Origin of the sequence: Candidatus Nitrospira neomarina (assembly GCF_032051675.1) — a bacterium.
GTDB lineage: Bacteria > Nitrospirota > Nitrospiria > Nitrospirales > UBA8639 > Nitrospira_E > Nitrospira_E neomarina.
Window position 1 is genome coordinate 852,563 of the sequence record NZ_CP116968.1, and the last position, 15,343, is coordinate 867,905.

Annotated in this window: 13 protein-coding genes; 4 read left to right on the forward strand and 9 right to left on the reverse strand. The window is 50.1% G+C overall.

What is annotated here, in order from left to right; translation table 11 throughout:
* Nucleotides 1–79 precede the first annotated feature (79 nt).
* The gene (locus PQG83_RS03855) at nucleotides 80–1,003 is read left to right on the forward strand and encodes a class I fructose-bisphosphate aldolase (RefSeq protein WP_376753568.1); all 924 of its coding nucleotides are present in this window, start codon (nucleotides 80–82) and stop codon (nucleotides 1,001–1,003) included.
* Between the two features lie 64 nt (nucleotides 1,004–1,067).
* Here PQG83_RS03855 and PQG83_RS03860 read toward each other — a convergent pair whose 3' ends face one another.
* The 3 genes from PQG83_RS03860 to PQG83_RS03870 all read right to left on the reverse strand — a co-directional run bounded on the left by PQG83_RS03860 (nucleotide 1,068) and on the right by PQG83_RS03870 (nucleotide 4,714).
* Nucleotides 1,068–2,342 carry a Glu/Leu/Phe/Val family dehydrogenase gene (locus PQG83_RS03860; protein ID WP_312746978.1) on the reverse strand — a complete coding sequence of 425 codons (1,275 nt, stop codon included), beginning with the start codon at nucleotides 2,340–2,342 and terminating at the stop codon, nucleotides 1,068–1,070.
* A gap of 249 nt (nucleotides 2,343–2,591) precedes the next feature.
* Nucleotides 2,592–3,326 carry a tRNA pseudouridine(38-40) synthase TruA gene (truA, locus tag PQG83_RS03865; protein WP_312746980.1) on the reverse strand — a complete coding sequence of 245 codons (735 nt, stop codon included), beginning with the start codon at nucleotides 3,324–3,326 and terminating at the stop codon, nucleotides 2,592–2,594.
* Nucleotides 3,327–3,469: 143 nt separating this feature from the next.
* A complete protein-coding gene (locus PQG83_RS03870) occupies nucleotides 3,470–4,714 on the reverse strand; it encodes an N-acetylmuramoyl-L-alanine amidase family protein (RefSeq protein ID WP_312746983.1) in 1,245 nt (414 codons plus the stop codon).
* A 139-nt stretch (nucleotides 4,715–4,853) separates the two neighbouring features.
* On the opposite strand from PQG83_RS03870, the gene PQG83_RS03875 reads away from it, so the two are divergent.
* Nucleotides 4,854–5,399 (forward strand): NYN domain-containing protein, encoded by a 546-nt coding sequence (locus PQG83_RS03875; RefSeq protein WP_312746986.1) that lies wholly within the window; start codon nucleotides 4,854–4,856, stop codon nucleotides 5,397–5,399.
* Here PQG83_RS03875 and PQG83_RS03880 read toward each other — a convergent pair.
* The gene (locus tag PQG83_RS03880; protein ID WP_312746988.1) at nucleotides 5,383–6,165 is read right to left on the reverse strand and encodes a TatD family hydrolase; all 783 of its coding nucleotides are present in this window, start codon (nucleotides 6,163–6,165) and stop codon (nucleotides 5,383–5,385) included. The genes PQG83_RS03875 and PQG83_RS03880 overlap by 17 nt on opposite strands.
* Before the next feature lie 105 nt (nucleotides 6,166–6,270).
* Here PQG83_RS03880 and PQG83_RS03885 point away from each other — a divergent pair, with 105 nt between their 5' ends.
* Complete coding sequence (locus PQG83_RS03885) at nucleotides 6,271–6,813, forward strand: phosphatase PAP2 family protein (RefSeq protein WP_312746990.1); 543 nt, start codon at nucleotides 6,271–6,273, stop codon at nucleotides 6,811–6,813.
* Here PQG83_RS03885 and PQG83_RS03890 read toward each other — a convergent pair.
* The 5 genes from PQG83_RS03890 to PQG83_RS03910 all read right to left on the reverse strand — a co-directional run bounded on the left by PQG83_RS03890 (nucleotide 6,810) and on the right by PQG83_RS03910 (nucleotide 13,016).
* Nucleotides 6,810–7,763 (reverse strand): cation diffusion facilitator family transporter, encoded by a 954-nt coding sequence (locus tag PQG83_RS03890; RefSeq protein ID WP_312746992.1) that lies wholly within the window; start codon nucleotides 7,761–7,763, stop codon nucleotides 6,810–6,812. The two genes, PQG83_RS03885 and PQG83_RS03890, sit on opposite strands and share 4 nt — an antisense overlap.
* Nucleotides 7,764–7,919: 156 nt before the next feature.
* Nucleotides 7,920–8,228 carry a YtxH domain-containing protein gene (locus PQG83_RS03895; protein ID WP_312746995.1) on the reverse strand — a complete coding sequence of 103 codons (309 nt, stop codon included), beginning with the start codon at nucleotides 8,226–8,228 and terminating at the stop codon, nucleotides 7,920–7,922.
* 290 nt (nucleotides 8,229–8,518) lie between these two features.
* Entirely contained in the window at nucleotides 8,519–11,425 is a 2,907-nt protein-coding gene (treY, locus tag PQG83_RS03900) for a malto-oligosyltrehalose synthase (protein WP_312746998.1), read from the reverse strand.
* Nucleotides 11,426–11,435: 10 nt separating this feature from the next.
* Nucleotides 11,436–12,728 carry a glucose-1-phosphate adenylyltransferase gene (gene glgC, locus PQG83_RS03905; RefSeq protein ID WP_312747000.1) on the reverse strand — a complete coding sequence of 431 codons (1,293 nt, stop codon included), beginning with the start codon at nucleotides 12,726–12,728 and terminating at the stop codon, nucleotides 11,436–11,438.
* A 6-nt stretch (nucleotides 12,729–12,734) separates the two neighbouring features.
* Nucleotides 12,735–13,016 carry a lipopolysaccharide assembly protein LapA domain-containing protein gene (locus PQG83_RS03910; protein ID WP_312747003.1) on the reverse strand — a complete coding sequence of 94 codons (282 nt, stop codon included), beginning with the start codon at nucleotides 13,014–13,016 and terminating at the stop codon, nucleotides 12,735–12,737.
* A 56-nt stretch (nucleotides 13,017–13,072) separates the two neighbouring features.
* Here PQG83_RS03910 and glgB point away from each other — a divergent pair, with 56 nt between their 5' ends.
* On the forward strand, nucleotides 13,073–15,277 hold the full coding sequence (glgB, locus tag PQG83_RS03915) for a 1,4-alpha-glucan branching protein GlgB (RefSeq protein ID WP_312747004.1): 2,205 nt from the start codon (nucleotides 13,073–13,075) through the stop codon (nucleotides 15,275–15,277).
* The last annotated feature ends 66 nt before the right edge of the window (nucleotides 15,278–15,343 follow it).

The following is a 15,343-nucleotide window of genomic DNA, read 5'->3' on the forward strand; positions in this document are numbered from 1 at the left end:
TTCTAAACTACCCAACAAGTCTGACCGCTGGGAATATTTTGTTGAAAGGGAGGGATATTTTGTGAAGGGATCCAACGTTATCACACCACGAGTCAAAGAAATATTACGGAATTATGATGGTAATGTTCCTGGAGTTCTTGCAAATATTGCCAGGTTGTTGATGACGGGGCGGTTGGCCGGGACCGGTCGTTTGGTGATTCTACCGGTGGACCAGGGCTTTGAGCATGGTCCTGCAAGAAGTTTTGCCGTCAATTCTGCAGGGTATGACCCCCACTATCATTTTCAGCTGGGAATTGATGCCGGTTGTAATGCTTACGCGGCTCCTCTGGGGTTTCTAGAGGCGGGGGCGGCAGAATATGCCGGTCAAATTCCACTCATACTGAAATTGAACAATAATGATTCACTATTTGAAAGCAAGGATCCCAATTCTGCAATTACCGGGAGTGTCCACGATGCACTACGCTTAGGGTGCTGTGCAGTGGGATATACGATATATCCAGGGTCTGCCCATAGCCAGGAAATGTATAATCATCTGCGGGAAATTGCCCAGGAGGCGAAGTCCCACGGATTGGCGGTGGTGGTGTGGTCGTATCCCCGGGGAGCAGGACTCAGCAAGGAAGGGGAAACCGGAATCGATGTCGTCGCCTACGCCGCCCAAATTGCGGCCCAACTCGGGGCTCACATTGTCAAAGTGAAGGTGCCCTCAAATCATATTGAGCAGGCGGCGGCAAAAAAAGTGTACGAGGCCGAAAAGATTCCTATTAGCACGCCAGCGGAACGTATCCGCCATGTGGTGCAGAGTACCTTTCAGGGGCGACGCATTGTCATCTTTTCGGGCGGGGCCAAAGGGGAAGATCAGAAAATTTTCGATGAAGCCAGAGGAATACGGGACGGTGGAGGTTTTGGATCCATTATTGGGAGAAATTCTTTTCAACGGCCGAGACCGGAGGCTCTTGAATTTCTCTCAACCGTTATGAAAATCTATGCCGGAGAACCTTCATGACGATTGCAGCAGTCAGGTCGAGAAAGCTGTATGCCATACAGACGGGTCCAGGAAGGCCGTGGAATCAGGGATATAACCCTCGGCATTGATGGGCTTGAGCCACTTCCTCAATTCCTGCGATCAATGCGGCGGTTCTCATTGTCAGTTTTTTCTCCTCGGCATGATAGAGTATGCGGTGAAAGGCCGCGGTGATGATGTTCCTGAGTCGGCTGTGGATATCTGATTCCTGCCAAGAAAATCGTTGGGCGTCCTGTACCCATTCAAAATATGAGACAATGACTCCGCCGGCATTCGCGAGAATATCCGGGACAACAAAAATTCCTCGTTCCTGTAAAATGGCATCCGCTTCAAGAGTTGTTGGGCCGTTAGCTGCCTCGATCAGGTACTGGCATTGAAGGCGCCATGCGTTATTGACGGTGATTTGTTCAGACACTGCCGCCGGAATGAGCACATGGCAGGGCAGCAGGAGTAGGTCTTCGTTAAAAATGGGTTCTCCAAATTGTTTAAGAGAAGGAATCGACGCTTTCTCGGTCTCCAGGTGAGAGAGAATACCTGGAATATCCAGACCTTTTTGATTATACAACCCGCCCAACTGATCGCTGATCGCCAGTATTTTTACGCCTTCCTGATGAAGAATTCGTGCAGTATGGGATCCGACATTGCCAAACCCTTGAATGACTACGGTCGTGTCTGAAGTGGACAAACCAAAATGACGTAGGACTTCCAACGTTACATCCACCACTCCACGACCCGTCGCTTCTTCTCTGCCAAGGGTGCCTCCAATTGAAAGGGGTTTGCCCGTGACCACCCCACGGACGGTAAATCCCACCTGCTGACTAAAGGTATCCATTATCCATCCCATAACTTGCTGATTCGTGCCGATATCCGGGGCGGGAATATCTTTGTCGGGTCCCAATAATGGAAAAATTTCTGCGATGTAGCGTCGGGTAACGCCTTCTAACTCAGCTGGAGAAAGCATGGAAGGATTGACTGCGACTCCGCCTTTCGCTCCTCCGAATGGTAGCCCCGCTAACGCCGTTTTCCAGGTCATCCACATGGCCAAGGCCGCGACCTCTCCGAGACTGACGTCGGGATGATAGCGAATGCCGCCTTTTGTGGGGCCGCGGGCTACATCATGATGCACTCGATAGCCACGGAAGACTTGAACTTTTCCGTTATCCATTCGGACAGGGATGCTGACGCAGAGAGACCGCTGAGGGGCTTTGAGGCGATCGAGAAGGCCTGAGTCTAGATTCATATGATGGGCCGCCTGATCAAATTGAGCCACAGCCAAGCGGAATGTTGGATGATTGAACTCTGGAGCAAAGTCAGTGTTCATACGAAGTATCCGGTGAGATGGTTGAAATCTCGTTTTTTAATTATATCAGGAATTTCGGCGTAAGTAGTTTCTTTCCCTGGAAAAAGTTTAGGCCTTCTGAGGGATAAATAGTCAGCTACCAATGGGATTAAATCAAAAAAAATTCTAAAAGGCTTCCGCCGTCCGTGACCTATTGCGGGAATGACAAGCGTTGCAGATGGGCCATTCGGCATGATTCATGGCAGGGGTTTTTAAAATCCTCGTGAGGGTCTAGTAGAACACCTGAAGGAGATAAAGCCCTTGGGGAGGAGCGGTTTCTCCTGCAGCCCGTCGGTCTTTAGCCTGAAGAATATCTTGAATGGACGCCGGTGATCTTTTGTGTCGTCCGACTTCGGTCAGGGTGCCAATAATCGCCCGAACCATTTGCTTCAGGAATCGATTGGCCTGGATCTGAATGATCAGGGAGGTGAGATCCGAGCTGAGGGAAACTTGGGACACGACGCACATGGGGTCCGATGTACTGGCACGTGGGCCTTGAAATGAGGTGAAGTCATGACAACCTATCAATCCAGACATGGCCTGCCGGATGGCCGGGATATCCAGGTCATAGGGTAGGTGCCAGACACGATGACGATCGATAGCCGGGCGGGCGGGATGTCTTGAGATTCGATATTCATACAATTTTTCTTTTGCGCTATAGCGAGCATGAAACGATGCAGGAACCTCTTCACTCGACAGGACAGAAATGTCGTGCGGAAGGGCGCTATTAATGGCGAGTCTCCACTTATGAATGGGAATGGGTCTGTCAGTTTGAAAGCTGACGACTTGTCCACGGGCATGGACGCCAGCGTCGGTTCGTCCAGCGGCGATGACAGAAATGTGTTGTTGGGTGATGCGTGTGAGCGCTGTTTCTAGTGCGGCTTGTATGGTTGGCTGATTGGGTTGTCGTTGCCATCCAACGTAAGCCGTGCCGTCATATTCGATTGTTAGTTTAACCGTAGCCATGATTCGAAGGGGAAGGAGGATGACGAAACGGGATTCGGGGTCATGAAAGCTATGGGCGTGGAAATCATGAGATTACCGTGTGCTGGTAGTTATGGGAGCGTGAGGCCAGAGGAGTCAATTGAAGAAGGCGGAGACCGTCCCGGCTATCGGGAAGCGGTTTGTAAGGGGGTAATGTAGGTTTGAAGTCCCTTAAAGATACCCTCGGCCACTCGCTTTTGATAGGTAGAACTTTGTAAAAGTTTTTCTTCCGTTGGATTGGAGATGAAGGCAATCTCCGCCAAGATGGCGGGCATGGTAGTCATTCGCAGCACAAAAAATGGAGCTGTTTTGATCCCATGATCCTTAATTTTATAAAAGGTATCCAAAAATTTCACCAGGGAATTTTTGGTTGTCCAAGCTAACTCACGGGAATCGTCAATTTTTTTATCGTTAAGTTTGTCGGCAAGGATAAATTGCCAGGGTGCGGCATTTTTTTCAAGAGGGGTGCCATTTTCCCGTGCGGCGACTGCCAGGGCTCGTGGGTCACTGGCTTCACCAAAATGATAAAATTCCAAACCTTTCACGGAACTCTGGGAATGGGAGTTAATGTGAATCGAGACAAAAAGATCCGCTTTGTGTGTATTGGCGAATGTTGCCCGGTCCTCCAATTCGATGAAGACATCCGTTTCCCGAGTCATGAAGACTTTCGTGGAACTTTCCTTGGCGAGCAGGTCTCGCAAATGATTCGCCACATGTAAGACCACATCCTTTTCTCTCGTGCCTTTGCGTCCCAAGGCCCCAGGGTCTTTTCCTCCGTGTCCCGGATCAATCACGATCACCAGATCTTTTTTTATGACAGGTGGTGGCGGAGTTGGCGGAGGAACCACTGGAGAAGCCGGTATGCTGCTATCCGGCGCACGGGCGAGAGATGACGCCTCAGTTATGGGATACAAGTCAAGGACGATGCGAGCAGGATTTTTGAGGACATACCACTTATAGCGTTTCCACCCCTCAATGGGTATGCTGAGAAGAATGGATCCGGAAGAAGTGGTGGAAAGGTCCAATTGTAAAGGAAGGGAGTCTGTTCTTGATTTGGTAACGGCAGGATTCGCGAATTTGGTGTTGGGAAGTTCCAATTCAAATGTTGTGGCCGTTTGATGCTCTTGGGGCGCTGGATGGACAGAACGAGTGAGGTCTAATACAACACGGGTATAATTTTTATGGCGATGAGCACGAATATTGCGGATGGAGGTTGACGATGGTGATTGGGCAATAAGATGAATCTGTGGTTGGGTTTCATCTCCGGCGAACGGTCGAATTTCTGTTGCTCCCCCAGCCAGGGGAAGAGATCCCGACAGGAACACTATGCCGATGCAGGAATAAAGGGATATCATTCGAATGGAAGGCATAGAATAGTAAACCGTTCCTCTCTTTTTTCGCAGAAGATCGCCTTCTTGTCAAGGGAAGAAGCGCTTTCGAGGCAGGTCCTATTGCGGGTAGACTCCATCATTATGGATAAATCATGCATCGCATCATGAAGGAACCACAGTGGCACCGAAATATTTGATCATCGATGGATATAATGTGTTGGGCGCAATGGGCCTCCCGCCCCATCGGGTCGTTGAACAGGGGGAGCATCGCCGAGAGGAGTTTATTGTACGGGTAGGCCTGTATGGGCACAAATTCCACAATCCGATCACCCTAGTTTTTGATGCCTGGCAACAATCGGGAGCGAGTCGGCAGGTCATCCATCGAAATGGTGTGACAGTGATTTATACTGGCCAGGGTGAAAAGGCAGATGGGGTGATTCAGGATTTTATCCGGAGCCATGGGAAAGGGGCTGCAGTCGTCTCTTCGGATCTTGAAGTGATAGCGGTTGCAAAAGCTTTTGGGGCGTTTTCGATCAGATCTCAAGAATTTGTCACACGCCTTGGTAATTCCGGTATTCAAGGCTCACCGGTAAGTCGATCCCGAGGCGGACTTTCCCAAAAGGATAGTGATGAGGAGCCGGTCCGATCCAAGGACAAAAAGGGGAATCCACGAAAACTTCCCAAGAAGTTGCGTCAACGCAATCGGATCATGAAGAAATTTTAAAGAGCTGACAGGCATTATTGGTGGTCAGTTCGGCTACTCGTGCCAATCCTGTGTCAGTGTCACCATATTTAATTTTCGCAATCTGTTCTGCCACATAGGTGACGTAGGACGATTCGTTACGTTTTCCTCGAAACGGCACAGGGGTCAGATATGGGGCATCGGTTTCAATAAGCAACCGGTCATCGGGGACCGTGCGAATCACTTCATGTAACTGAGAGGCATTGCGAAAGGTAATGATTCCTGAAAATGAGAGATGAAAGCCCAGGTCTAAGGCACGTTTGGCAAACGCCAGATCCTCTGAAAAACAATGAAAGACGCCACCCACCTTTTCGGCATGTGCTTCTTGCAGGATGGCCATCGTATCCTCTTGCGCTTCACGTGTGTGAATCACCAGTGGAAGGGAGAGTGATTGCGCCAATTCAATTTGTTCACGAAATCGTTGGCGTTGAGTTTCCCGAGGAGAGTGATCGTAATGATAATCCAGCCCGATTTCGCCGAAGGCGACGACCTTTCGTTGTTGGGCCAGTTTCCTGAATTCCGCATACCAATTGGGCTCAATGCGTTTTACTTCATGGGGATGGACCCCGATCGTGGCATACACATTGGATTGGCTTGTGGCTAATTGCACGGCTGCATGACTTGTAGAAAGATCGCATCCAATAGTGACAAATTTTTCAACACCGGCTTCCTTGGCACGTTGAAATATGGCGTCTCGATCTGGATCATAACGGGGATCGTCCAAATGAACATGAGTATCGATCAGCATGAAAAAGGCCTTTCTTGTTAAAAAACTGTACCGTATCATATCCGTCTAATTTCTTGCAGGATATCGTGTCCGCTGAGGACAAGTAGGGTTAGGTACGGGACAACGATGAATATCGATGAATTATGGTTTGCGTCGATAAATGGGTGGGCCGGTCAGTTTGCTGGATTGGATTGGTTCATGCTTCAGGTGTCGCAGGAAAGCAATCTGGTGATTCCTGGCATCTTGCTCGTGGGGTATTGGGGGTGGATGAAATGGGGCGAAGCCAAACTCGCGATTCCCTGTTTAGGGCTCCTTATCGGCTTGAGTGATTTCCTGGGCGGCCAGCTGAAAGTCTTGATTGGTCGTCCACGGCCTTGCCAGGTTCTTGAGCACATTCATGAATTAGTCGGGTGTGGGGGGGCTTTTAGTATGCCGTCCAATCACGCGTTGAACTCAGGCACGGCTATTAGCTTTCTTGTCATGCTCTATCCCGCGCTAGGGTGGGTATTGTGGCCGCTCCTTGGCCTGATTGGATTGTCCCGTGTGTTTCTGGGTGCGCATTATGTTACAGACGTGTTGGTCGGGGTTGGCCTTGGGGCCCTGTTAGGAGGAGGGATGGGATTTTTACTCAAGACGCGGGTGTTTCGAAGGAAGCCTCTTCCTGGTTAATGATGATGCAGATGAGGAGGTATGGGTTCTGCTCCCGTTGAGCCCGTCAGGTAACTGAGATTGCAATGCAGGTCCTCTTGCTCCTGGCATTCGGTTTCCAATTGAATGGTTAAGTGGTGAATGCCGAATTGCGAAGAGAGTGTTGATTGAATGGGTTGGAGTAGTTGATCTTTATCCGGAACCGCCTCGATGTCTACCAATACGTGACACGTCAACATCACAATGCGGGGTTCAACCGACCAGATATGCAGATCATGAACTTTTCTGACACCAGGAACGTTTTCAATGGTAGCCACAATATCTGATGTTTTGAGGTGAGGGGGCGTCGATTCCAATAAAATATCCAGCGACTCACGAAAGAGTGGCCAACTGCCTTTTATAATAATGATGACTATGAGCAGACTGATCAGAGGATCTAAAATGGTGAAGCCGGTCATGGCGATACCCAACCCGGCGATGATGACGCCAAGAGACATCCAGGCATCCATCACCATATGAAGAAAAGCCCCACGAATATTCAGGTCATCTTCGGCTCCACGACGCAATAACAGGGCGACGGCAAGATTGGCGATCAAGCTGATACCGGCGATCACCATCACCCAAAAGCCAGGTACGTCAACCGGTGAAAACATCCGGTTGAGAGCAAACACTCCAATAATTCCACCTGTGAAAATTAACAAAAGGCTATTGAGAAACGCCGCAATGGTTCCAGCGCGGTGGTAGCCAAACGTCCGATGTTCTGTGGCGGGTTGGGTGGCCAGAATATGTGCATACAAGGCTAACAAGAGAGAGCCTTGATCGATCAAATTGTGCCCGGCATCGCTCATTAGCCCAAGACTATTGATCGCATAACCGCCGATGAATTCAGCGAGAATGATGATGCCATTGAGGACGAGGCCCAGCTTAAGCCGATACGTGAGTGGGGAGGCGTTCAACTCGGAAGGTGTCATAGAATCTACTCTCGCATGAATCTCAATTCTGGACAATGGGAAGGGGCAAGCCTTCCTTCGTCTTGCCACAAACGGAATGGAGCGATCCCGGCACTTGCGAGGTTGAGAATGGTGAAGGGGGATGTCCCCCTCCCTTCTAGGCGGCGGGTGCGATAGTTACACGTCGAAGGAGTCGGTTTTGACGGCCTGTTTGGTGGCATCCACAGCGGAGTTGACTCGCGTGGCCGCTTGTTTCATGGTTTTTCTGGCCTCTTCAGACCAGGCATGCACGGCCTCTTTCGTTTGAGAAGCCATATCTGAAAATTCGTCCTGTGCGGTCTTCGCACCTCGTGCCAATCGATCACGCACGTGAGTCCCTGCCTCAGGGGTTAAGAGTATGGCACTACCGGCGCCCAATAGAAATCCTGCAATGAAGACAAATGTATTAACCCAACATGAGTCGCCTTGCGTTGTATGCTCATCCATCGTGATATTCCTCCCTAGTAATGCTTTGTTTGAGTGTTATGACCGGTCCTCTTGATTCTTCGATGAGACCATTGCCATGATGGCTCCTCCCAAGAGAACTCCAGAGGCAAAGATAAGACTGTAAGATAAGCCCGTTCGGAGTTCAGGCCATGTGTCCAAAACTCGTTTCCATAGTGGGACGTTTTCAGAAAAATGGACATGTCCCTCCCAGCCTAATCCTCCCTCCGGCGTGGACTGCTCAGAGTATGATTCTTGGTTCGCAGCGTGTGCCGTGTTCAATTTGCTCATATTCATGAGGCGGGCTCCAATAGGGCAAAAGGAAAATGTTGAAAAAGCATTCCTAGGGGTAATCCTACCATGCTCAGGCCATTTTGTGGAGTGACAATTTCTTGGGTCAAAAGATTACGAAACGAGTGTGTCGCGAATTCCGGGGGGAGCCGCATCGAAGTTTGTCCCCATATGGATTCGCCGAGCGGACTGATGGTCTGGTCGGGGATGAGAGTCGTTAACAGGCGTGGAAATATGACCAAACAGATATGTGAATGACTTTGTCTCATGAATCCGCACACATGATGGGCCTGCTCCCCCTTGAATTCCAGGGGCAGATACGATCCTTCCAGAAACAGGTGGGGGTGGCTCTTCCGGATATGAAGCGCGGTAGTGGTCAAATACATTTTGATCAGGCCGCTTTCCGCATCTTGTAATAATGTCTGGACAAGGTCGAGAGGAGCAGTGGTCTGTTGCAAATGTTGTAATTGGGATAGCCGTTGTTGTCTGTAGAGATAATCCACGGGTTGTCGGTTGTCTGGGTCGACCAGACTGAAATCCCAAAGCTCCGTACCTTGATAAAAATCGGGGACACCGGGAGCGAGGATTTTAATAAGGACCTGACTCAGAGAATTATAGATGCCGTATTTGGAAATGCGTTGTTGAAAGGGGATGAAATCTTGAAGAAAGACATTTGAAGGCCTGAGAGCAAGAATGCGGGAAAGAAATTCTCCAACGGCGGTTTCCCAGGCTTCGTCGGGGTTTAACCAGCTGGTGTTAACTTTCGCTTCCCGTAAGGCTTTAACCATATATCCCTGCATGCGCTCCAGGAATTGAGGTTGAGCCGGTTCAGAGAGACCACCCAATGGCCAGGTGCCGAGCAGCGTCTGGTAAATCAAATATTCTTCATTCAAGCTCGGTGCCCGTTGATCATTGATTGTTTGCTTGGCTTTTTTATTCAGCCGATTCCAGGTTCGAAGATGGTGCCGCCATTCTTTGGGAATTTCCGACAACACATTGATTCGGGCCCGGACATCCTCGCTGCGTTTGGTGTCATGGGTGGACGTGGAGGAGAGACTTGCCGGCCATTGGGTGGCGCGATCCTGCATATATTGGTGAAATGTTGAAAGCGGGACCCCAAAGTGTTGCGGCTCGCCGCCGACTTCATTGAGCGATGTGAGGCGGTTGTAACAATAGAACGCGGTATCTTCAACGCCTTTCGCGGTGACCGGGCTGGTTGTCTGCTGGAATTTCATAACAAAAGGGCGAATCACCTCCCAATCAAGATCCGGTGAGTTCTGGGGAATTCTCAAGAGGAGATCGCGGATAAAATCGAAGACCAGGTTGCTGATGGCAGGATTGCGCCGTTTAGCTCGGGCTACCGCTAGCCGAATATACGCGCGATCACGATCCAGGACGCCTTCGAGAGGATCGGGTCCAATATAGGTTCGATATACCGGGAAACAGGCAATGATTTCGCGGATCGCGTGGATCAGACTATTGAGCGTAAAGTCCCGTGAGCGCCGGTTTCGCTCGGAGAGGACATTCAGCTGATGCCCCAAGGCATTGATTTCTCCTGACATGGAACTGGTCATGATGAGGTTTTTGCAGTCGTAGATCAGATCGTCATAGTGGAGCGACTGTTTGGTAAATCGGCTGTAGATCTGTTCGATCTGTCGTTGGTGGGTTTCCTGGATGAATAATTGATTGACGAGGGCAAGGTAGTCGTATCCAGTTGTGCCATGGCACAGCCAATCGGAAGTGAGACGTTCCTCTGTACCCAGAATTTTTTCAACGAGAAGATAGAGGGAGCGGCCTTGGGTGTCGGCCTGAACCTTCAAATTTTCAGCCGCCCATTGTTGCCATTGGGCCAGAAAGGCTCTTGGATTATACAGCCCGTCGACATGATCAATTCGCAGTCCATTCACGGCACCGGATGTCAATAATTCAAATATTTTTTTATGGGCCGCTTGGAAGACTTCCGGTTGCTCCATGCGAATGGCCGCCAATTGGTTAATGTCAAAAAACCGGCGATAATTTATTTCTTCAGCGGCGACCCGCCAATAGGCCAGGCGATAGGCTTGGTGACTCACCAGGCTGTCGAGGACATCGAATGTGCGGGGAGAGTTCTTCATGCCATTCAGTAACCGAATGTTCTCCAGCAGAAAATCGCGAATAGTGGAATTGTCGGCAATCACCGTGGAGAGGCGGCGGCGGATCACCTCTTTCTCCCGGTACCGTTCGGCAACACGCTCGGCTTCCGTCTCGGTTCTGGCCGGTAAATGGGAAAGAGCGGTGATAATGCTTTGGTATTCATGCAAGTGCGGATCAGAATTTTCCAGGCTTTGGTTGAGGGTGTCTTGCCTGAAGGTCAGAATGGTACTCCAAGTGCAGGGATCAATGGGCAGACGATTTTCATAGTAGGTGAGGAAAAATTGTCCGTCCTCATAGTGGAGGATGATTTCCTGGTTTTCAAGCACAATGCCGTATTGATCTCCGAGAATGGGAAGAAGCACCTTGTTTTCTAATTCCGGTTTCACCGGTGTCCAGTCAATATCGAAAAATGTGGCGTAATGTGAAGAAGGACCATTTTCCAAGACATCCTGCCACCAAAGATTCGTCGATGCGGCTATCCCCATATGATTCGGGACGACGTCCAGTATCTGACCCATGTCGTGTTGGTGGAGTGCTTGGATAAATGCCTGGTAATCGGCCTCCGTCCCGATCTCCGGATTTAATTCCGTGGGGTCGACCACGTCGTATCCATGGGTGCTCCCGGGAGTGGCTTTCAGATAGGGAGAGGCGTAGCAGTCGGTAATGCCAAGTTGAGACAAATACGGGAGGATGCGAGAGGCGTCTTGGAATGTGAATGACGCGTTAAATTGAAGGCGATAGGTCGAGAGCGGAATGTGCAGAGGCAGAGGAGTCATGCTCCCTCCTTTATGTTAAAGAGGAGGGTGAGGAATGGATGGCCCGTCCGCCATAGGATTGCCCACGAGGGAAGAGAGTGAGGCCGAGCTTCCCGGCTGCGGATCGTCGACTGTCTCGTCCGTGTTTGTCGCCTAGTTTGGTTCCGGACGAGATAATGTTAAATCGGTCAATGATACAACGATGGAGATGGCAATTGGAGCCAATGAGTGTCCCATCAAGAATAATCGATTCTTCAATGGTACAGCCTTCTCCAATTCTGACATTGCGTCCAATAATGGAACGTTTCACCGTACTGTCTACGACAAGGCTGCCTTGGCCGACCATGGCATCATCCATGTGGGATCGGACCAGACTGGCAACGGGTTCAACGGACGCATCGGTCAGAATAGGCCATTTGACATTTCGTAAGTCAAGGATCGGCGATTCACCCAAGATATCCATGTTCGCTTGCCAATAGGCCTCCAGGGTTCCCACATCGCGCCAGTACCCCCATTCTTCGTAAGGATGGATGCCGGGAACCACATTGTCCATGAAGTCATAAGCGAGGACCCGGTGAGATTTGATGAGCGACGGAATAATGTTCCTACCAAAATCGTGCGTGCCGGCTTGACTGGCATCTTGTTCCAGGATTTTTACAAGAATGTCGGCATTAAAAATATAATTTCCCATCGAACTAAACGCCATCCCGGAATTTTCAGGCATGGGTTTGGGAGAGGCCGGCTTTTCCTCAAATCCGATAATTTGATGGTCGGCATTGACTTCGACAATTCCGAACCCCTTTGCCGCCTGAATCGGAACGGGAAGCGACGCGACGGTCACATCCGCTTCCTGGTCAAGGTGAAATTGGATCATCTGCCGCACATCCATCCGGTAAATATGGTCGGCTCCGAAGACGGCCACCAATCCTGGCGCAAAATCCTGGATAAGATTAATATTCTGATAGACGGCATCTGCTGTCCCCTCATACCATTTCCCGCGTCCCTTCATTTGAGGAGGGACGACCGTAATGAAGTTTTGTCGGTTGGTGCCACCAAAGCGCCAGGCCCTTCTCAGGTGTTCAATCAAGGATTGTGAACGGTATTGCACCAAAACGTACATGGACTGGATGCCGGAATTAATAAAATTGCTGAGGACAAAATCCACAATACGATAGGTGCCGGCAAATGGCACGGACGGCTTACTTCGTTGTTCGGTTAACGGCATGAGCCGTTCCCCTTTGCCACCGGCCATGATCATGGCAAGGATTTTTTGTGGCGTCCGTTCGATGAGTTTTTTGCGGCGAGGTCCGGAAGAGCTTTTCATACGGATTTAGGTGTTGGACGGAGGATTGGTGAACTGGGCGACGGATTGTTCCAGTGTCGCGATCGTTTTTTGTTGCTTGGCGATCAGACGGATTTTTTTTATATAGATGGGCAATGCAGCCAGTACGGTCAGGCCGACACCTAATGCCAAAGCTGAGAGCAACATCAGGGCCCGCGACCCTTGAATGGTCCAGGCGAAAAAGTTCAGAATAATGGGTTCGGAGTTTTGTATCGAAAAAGCAACCGCAAAGAACAACAGAAGCAGCAAGGCCAACAGTGCAGAATACATAGTCCCTTTTGTTATGTTAGGATGTTGTTAATTAACATAGAAAGGAGTCATTGGCAATGCCAACGCTCTCAAATCGTTTTCAACGTCTGGTTTCTGCCACTGAATGGGATCCGTTTTCCGTGTTGGGTCCTCATCGTGGGGAATCGACGGATTCTTCCGGTGTTTGCATCAGGGCTTTTCTGCCTGACGCTGCCGAAGTTGCGGTGCTTCCGGGCCGAAATGGCAACACCCCTATTCCCATGAAGCTCGTGCATCCTGCTGGAGTGTTTGAAGCTCGATGGGAGGGGCATTCATTGGGAACGGATTACCAATTTCGCATTGTCGATCGGCAGGGAAAATCCAGTCAACGTCATGACCCCTATGCGTTTCTTCCGCGTATTTCAGATTTTGATTTACATCTGTTCGGTGAGGGGAAGCTTTATAGAAGTTATGAACAGCTTGGGGCGCAAGTTTGCACCCATCAGGATGTTCCGGGGGTCAACTTTGCTGTGTGGGCACCCAATGCCAAACGGGTCAGCGTGGTCGGAGACTTCAATGAATGGGATGGGCGTCGGCATCCGATGAGAAGCCGCGGAGGTGGTGGTATTTGGGAGTTATTCATTCCTGACATGAATGATGGTGCGGTGTATAAATTCGAAATTTTACCGCAAAATGGGGATGCACCGTTTTTGAAAGCGGACCCCTATGCTTCCTCAGCTGAATTACGACCCAAAACCGCCTCTGTTGTCCGTGATCTTTCGGGATATGAATGGCGGGATGGTGAGTGGATGGCATCCAGGCAAAATTGGGATCCCCTCGCTCAGCCTTGGTCCATCTATGAGGTGCATTTGGGATCCTGGAGACGTGTCCCGGAGGAAGGGTCTCGATGGCTGACCTACTCAGAATTATCAAAAACCCTCATTCCCTATGTGAAGGACATGGGGTTTACCCACATTGAGCTGATGCCGGTGACGGAACATCCCTTTGACGGGTCTTGGGGGTATCAGGCCACCGGGTATTTTGCACCCACAAGCCGGTTTGGCACTCCTGCCGAGTTTATGGCATTTGTGGATGCCTGTCATCAGGCCGGAATCGGGGTCCTGATGGATTGGGCTCCTGCGCACTTTCCGGAAGATCCCCATGGCTTGGCCTGGTTTGATGGGACAAATTTGTATGACCATTCGGACCCGCGGCTAGGATTTCATCCGGAATGGAATAGCCGGATTTTTAATTACGGTCGGACCGAAGTCAAAAACTTTCTGATCAATAGCGCACTCAGCTGGTTTGACCGGTACCACATTGATGGCCTTCGGGTGGATGCCGTGGCATCGATGCTCTATCTCGATTATGCCCGAAAAGCCGGCGAATGGATTCCCAATAAATTCGGGGGCAGAGAGAATCTTGAAGCAGTGGAATTTTTGAAAGAGCTCAATACCGTGGCCCATCAGGAACATCCCGGTATTGTGATGATTGCCGAAGAATCCACGGCATGGCCTGGGGTCTCCAAGCCGACTTATGTCGGAGGGTTGGGATTTACGTTTAAATGGAATATGGGGTGGATGCACGATACCCTGGATTATTTTAGTCTGGATCCTATTTATCGGAGGTTTCATCAACATAATGTGACTTTTGGATTAGTCTATGCCTTTACCGAAAACTTTGTCCTCCCGCTTTCTCATGATGAAGTGGTCCATGGCAAGAAATCGCTTCTGGATAAAATGCCCGGGGACGAATGGCAGCGATTTGCGAATTTGCGGGCCTTGTATGGACACATGTGGGGCCATCCTGGAAAGAAAATGCTCTTTATGGGATGCGAGATCGGCCAATGGTGGGAATGGAACCATGATGATAGCCTTCAATGGCATTTACTTGAGTATGATCGGCATCAGGGTCTCCAGCGTTATGTCGCTGATCTCAATCGATTATATGCCTCACAACCCGCGCTCCATCAGGTTGACTATGATTGGACGGGGTTCCAGTGGATCGATCTTCATGACAGTGATCATTCGACGCTCACGTATTTCAGGCGCGCAAAAGATCCTTCCGATATTGTGGTCTGTGCCATGAACCTCACTCCGGTCCCTCGGGAAACATATCGAATGGGTGTGCCCAACGCCGGATACTATCGAGAGCTTTTGAACAGTGACTCTGAAGCGTACGGTGGAAGTAATATGGGGAATGCTGGAGGTGTCCAGGCTGAAGACATGCCTTGGCATGGCCAGCCGTTTTCTGTAGTGATTACCCTTCCGCCTTTAGCCGCAGTCTTTTTTAAGCCTGTTTAGCTTTCCAAGATCTCCGTGAAATGGCTGTTCTACCTCTTCCATTTCGATCAGGTTGGTATGTTGAGC